Genomic DNA, 4,464 nt, shown 5'->3' with positions numbered 1-4,464 from the left:
GGCCTGCGCGCGGACGTGCTGCTGGCCCCCGGGCTCGGCAAGGTCACCGGCGAAGCACCGACCGGGGAGGCGGTGCGCCGCGCCTCCGGTGCCGCGGCCCGCGCGCTGGCCGGTTTCTCGCACGCGGCGACCACCCTCGGTGCGCTCGACCTGTCCGCGGCGGTGCAGGGCACCGTGCTCGGCGCCTACTCGTTCCGGCAGTACAAGTCCGAACGCGGCGACGACCCGGTGGCCAAGGTCGACGTGGTGGTGCCGGACGCCAAGGACGAGGCGGCCAAGTCCGCGCTCAAGGGCGGCTCGGTGATCGGCGAGTCGGTCGGCGCGGCCCGCGACCTGATCAACACCCCGCCGAACGACCTGTACCCGGCCTCGTTCGCCGACCGCGCCGCGGAACTGGCCCGCTCGGCCGGGCTGGAGGTCGAGGTGCTCGACGACGCGGCGCTGCGCAAGGCCGGTTACGGCGGAATCCTCGGCGTCGGCGCCGGGTCGACCCGCCCGCCGCGGCTGGTGCGGCTGCGGCACAAGGGGCCGAAGGCGGCGAAGAAGGTCGCGCTGGTCGGCAAGGGCGTCACCTTCGACACCGGCGGCATCTCGCTCAAGCCCGCCGCCACGATGGACGAGATGACCTCGGACATGTCCGGGGCCGCCGCGGTGATCGCAACGATGGTGCTGGTCGCGAAGCTGAACTATCCGCTGGAGGTCACCGCCACGGTGCCGATGGTGGAGAACATGCCCTCCGGCAACGCCTACCGGCCCGGCGACGTGCTGACGATGTACGGCGGCAAGACCGTCGAGGTGCTCAACACCGACGCGGAAGGCCGGCTGATCCTGGCCGACGCGATGGTGCGCGCCGCCGAGGACGAGCCGGACTACCTGATCGAGACCTCGACGCTCACCGGTGCGCAGGTCGTCGCGCTGGGCAAGCGCACCCCGGCGGTGATGGGCAGCGAGGACTTCCGGGACCGGGTCGCCCGGCTGTCGCAGGCTTCCGGCGAGGGCGCGTGGCCGATGCCGCTGCCGGACGAGCTGCGTGGCGACCTGGACTCCAAGCTCGCCGACATCGCCAACGTCCCGGGGCACCGCTGGGGCGGGATGCTCGCGGCGGGCCATGTCCTGCAGGAGTTCGTGGCAGGCGAGCTGCCGTGGGCGCACCTCGACGTGGCGGGCCCGGCGTACAACTCGAACTCGCCGTGGGGCTACACCCCGAAGGGCGGCACCGGCGTGCCGGTTCGCACGATCGCGGCCGTGCTGGCCGACATCGCCGAGAACGGCTGACACACCTACCTCAGCGGCCTTCTCGCCGCCCCTTGCCGGTGTGACCGCGATTTCTGACGTGGCTCCGCCCGGGGCCGGTGTGAACTCATCCGCAAAAGGAGTCCACACCGGCCCCGGGCGATGCCAGGATGGCCGGGTGAGCGAACCCAGCGGGCGCAGCAGACCGGACGGCACCGCACCGACTCGGCACGGTTTCGCGGTCGAGGTGGTGTGGACCGGCAACACCGGCGCCGGGACCAGCAGTTATCACAGCTACGAGCGCACCCACGAGGTCCGCTCCCCCGGCAAGAACTCCATCGAGGCATCCGCGGACCCCGCCTTCCTCGGCGATCCGGACCGCTACAACCCGGAGGAACTGCTGGTCGCCTCGCTGTCGCAGTGCCACATGCTGTGGTTCCTGCACTTGGCGGCCGAGCACGGCGTCGTCGTGATCGGCTACCACGACCGGGCGCGCGGCACGCTGGCGGAGAACTCCGACGGTTCCGGGCAGTTCAGCGAAGTGGTGCTCAACCCGGAGGTCGCCGTCGAGGACCTGGCCAGCGTCGATGCGGCCGAGGCGCTGCACCGGCGGGCGCACGAGCTGTGCTACGTCGCGAAATCGGTGAACTTCCCGGTGCGCCTGGTCCCGTCCACGCGAGTCGCGAACTAGCGACCGAGTCGCGACGGCGCGCGCACGCGCGTTGCGGAACTCTTCGCAGTGGCGCCGCCGAGCACGCACATTCCTAGCCGATGTCCCCGAGGTCTCTGCGGCGTTGTTCGCGCCGCCGCAGGATCCGTTGCCGCGCCTGATAATCCCGCATCCGCTGCGGGTAGCCGAGCTTGGCGACCTCGTAGCAGGGCATCCCGAGCCGGTGGGCGAACCGGAACGCCGCGCGCGGCCCGTCCACTCGCCGCCTGGTCCATTCCCCGTCATGCGCGACCAGCAATAACGTGGTTTCGGTGACGTTGGTTCGCGGCTCCAGGAAAGCCTCGACGCCGTAATGACCTTCCGCCCACGCACGCAGGTGCTCGGAATCGCGGGAAGTGGCCGATCCGGCCGGGCGCCGCCGTCGCCGGAAACGATCGAACAGTCCCACCGCATTCGCCTTCCCGCGAGCGTCGCGGGCCGCCGGGTACCAGGCCGGACGGCGTTCCGCCGACTCGTGCAACTCCTGTTCGCGATGATGCCACCGCGACGCTGAGCGGAGGCTGAGAATGCGCCGAAAACGATCCAGTGGCATCCGGCACGTTCCGCTGATCCCCGGCGAGCCCACGTCGCATCGTTCCTTCGGGTGGTGACAAGATGTCTCCCGGGTGTTCCGCGCCTCGTGCGACAGCCGGGCCGGGCGGCACCGAAGCGAGTCAACGATGGCTGTCGAGGAGTGCGAAGTGACCGACACGTCCGCCGATCTGGTCATTCTCGGCGGCGGTTCGGGCGGCTACGCCTGCGCTTTCCGCGCGGCTGAGCTGGGCCTGTCCGTCGTCCTCATCGAAAAGGACAAGCTCGGTGGGACCTGCTTGCACCGCGGGTGCATTCCCACCAAGGCTCTGCTGCACGCCGCGGAGGTGGCCGATTCGGCCCGCGACGGCGATCAGTTCGGCGTCAAGACCTCGCTCGAGGGCATCGACATCAACGGGGTCAACTCCTACAAGGACGGCGTCGTCACCAAGCTGCACAAGGGCCTGCAGGGCTTGGCCAAGGCGCACCAGGTCCAGCTGGTCGAGGGTGCGGGCAAGCTGGTGGACCGCAACACCGTCGATGTCGGCGGCACCCGCTACACCGGCAAGAACGTCGTGCTGGCCACCGGCTCGTACTCCAAGTCGCTGCCGGGCCTGGAGCTGGGCGGGCGGGTCATCGCCAGCGAGGAAGCGCTGAACCTGGACTACGTGCCGGACAAGGTCGTGGTGCTCGGCGGCGGTGTGATCGGCGTGGAGTTCGCCAGCGTGTGGCGCTCCTTCGGCGCCGAGGTCACGATCGTCGAGGCGCTGCCGCACCTGGTGCCGAACGAGGACGAGTTCGCCTCCAAGCAGCTCGAGCGCGCCTTCCGCAAGCGCGGCATCAAGTTCAAGACCGGCGTGAAGTTCACCGGCGCGCAGCAGACCGACTCCGGCGTTTCGGTGAGCCTGGAAAGCGGCGACCAGCTCGACGCGGACCTGCTGCTGGTGGCGGTCGGGCGCGGGCCGAGCACCGCGGGCCTCGGTTACGAGGAGGCCGGGGTCGCGATGGAGCGCGGCTTCGTCACCACCGACGACCGGCTGCGCACCAGCCTCGACGGGGTGTACGCGGTCGGTGACATCGTGCCGGGGCTGCAGCTGGCGCACCGCGGGTTCCAGCAGGGCGTGTTCATCGCCGAGGAGATCGCCGGGCTGAACCCGGCCCCGATCGACGAGGCGGGCATCCCGCGGGTCACCTACAGCCACCCGGAGGTCGCCTCGGTCGGGCTGACCGAAGCCGCGGCCAAGGAACAGTACGGCGAGGTGCAGACGTTCACCTACGACCTCGCGGGCAACGGCAAGAGCCAGATCCTGAAGACGGCCGGGGCGGTCAAGCTGGTCCGCGCCGCCGACGGTCCGGTGCTGGGCCTGCACCTGGTCGGCGACCGGGTCGGCGAGCTCATCGGTGAAGCCCAGCTGATCTACAACTGGGAGGCGCTGCCGGAGGACGTGGCACCGCTGGTGCACGCCCACCCCACGCAGACCGAGGCGCTCGGCGAGGCCCACCTCGCGCTGGCAGGCAAGCCGCTGCACGTGCACGGCTGAGCCGCGCCCGGTCCCGCACCCGCACCACACCCCGCCACACCGCACTAGGAGTCAGCGACCGATGTCCTTCTCCGTCCAGATGCCCGCGCTCGGCGAGAGCGTCAGCGAGGGCACGATCACCCGGTGGCTCAAGCAGATCGGCGACACCGTCGAGGTCGACGAACCGCTGCTGGAAGTCTCCACCGACAAGGTCGACACCGAGATCCCGTCCCCGAGCGCAGGCGTGTTGCAGCAGATCGTCGCGCAGGAGGACGACACGGTCGAGGTCGGCGCCCAGCTCGCCGTGATCGGTGACAGCGCTGCGGGCGGGGAGTCCGCCCCGGCGCAGGAGGCACCCCAGCAGGAAGCTCCCCAGCAGGCAGCGCCGCAGCAACAAGCGCCGCAGCAGGAAGCAGCGCAGCCCGCCGCGCAGCAGGAGCAGCCCGCCGCGCCGTCCTCGGGCGGTTCGGC

At 70.8% G+C, this 4,464-nt stretch carries 5 protein-coding genes; 4 read left to right on the top strand and 1 reads right to left on the bottom strand.

Annotation, left to right across the window (positions count from 1 at the left end):
• Both IJH84_RS09015 and IJH84_RS09010 read left to right on the top strand, forming a co-directional pair.
• The coding region (locus IJH84_RS09015; protein ID WP_295142612.1) for a leucyl aminopeptidase at positions 1-1,275 on the top strand (1,275 nt) is incomplete at its 5' end.
• 136 nt (positions 1,276-1,411) lie between these two features.
• Positions 1,412-1,924: an OsmC family protein gene (locus IJH84_RS09010; RefSeq protein WP_200071190.1), complete on the top strand. Its 513-nt coding sequence runs from the start codon at positions 1,412-1,414 to the stop codon at positions 1,922-1,924.
• 73 nt (positions 1,925-1,997) lie between these two features.
• Here IJH84_RS09010 and IJH84_RS09005 read toward each other — a convergent pair whose 3' ends face one another.
• Positions 1,998-2,351: an oxidoreductase gene (locus IJH84_RS09005; protein ID WP_200071189.1), complete on the bottom strand. Its 354-nt coding sequence runs from the start codon at positions 2,349-2,351 to the stop codon at positions 1,998-2,000.
• 292 nt (positions 2,352-2,643) lie between these two features.
• On the opposite strand from IJH84_RS09005, the gene lpdA reads away from it, so the two are divergent.
• Together lpdA and IJH84_RS08995 are read left to right on the top strand one after the other, a co-directional pair.
• Entirely contained in the window at positions 2,644-4,014 is a 1,371-nt protein-coding gene (gene lpdA / locus IJH84_RS09000) for a dihydrolipoyl dehydrogenase (protein WP_295142607.1), read from the top strand.
• 61 nt (positions 4,015-4,075) lie between these two features.
• A partial coding sequence (locus tag IJH84_RS08995) for a biotin/lipoyl-containing protein (protein WP_295142604.1) occupies positions 4,076-4,464 on the top strand: 389 nt, incomplete at its 3' end.

Origin of the sequence: Saccharopolyspora sp., from assembly GCF_017434145.1 — a bacterium.
GTDB lineage: Bacteria > Actinomycetota > Actinomycetes > Mycobacteriales > Pseudonocardiaceae > Saccharopolyspora_C > Saccharopolyspora_C galaxeae.
The sequence above is the reverse complement of the archived record's forward strand: the minus strand, read 5'-3'. Positions and strand labels throughout refer to the sequence as shown.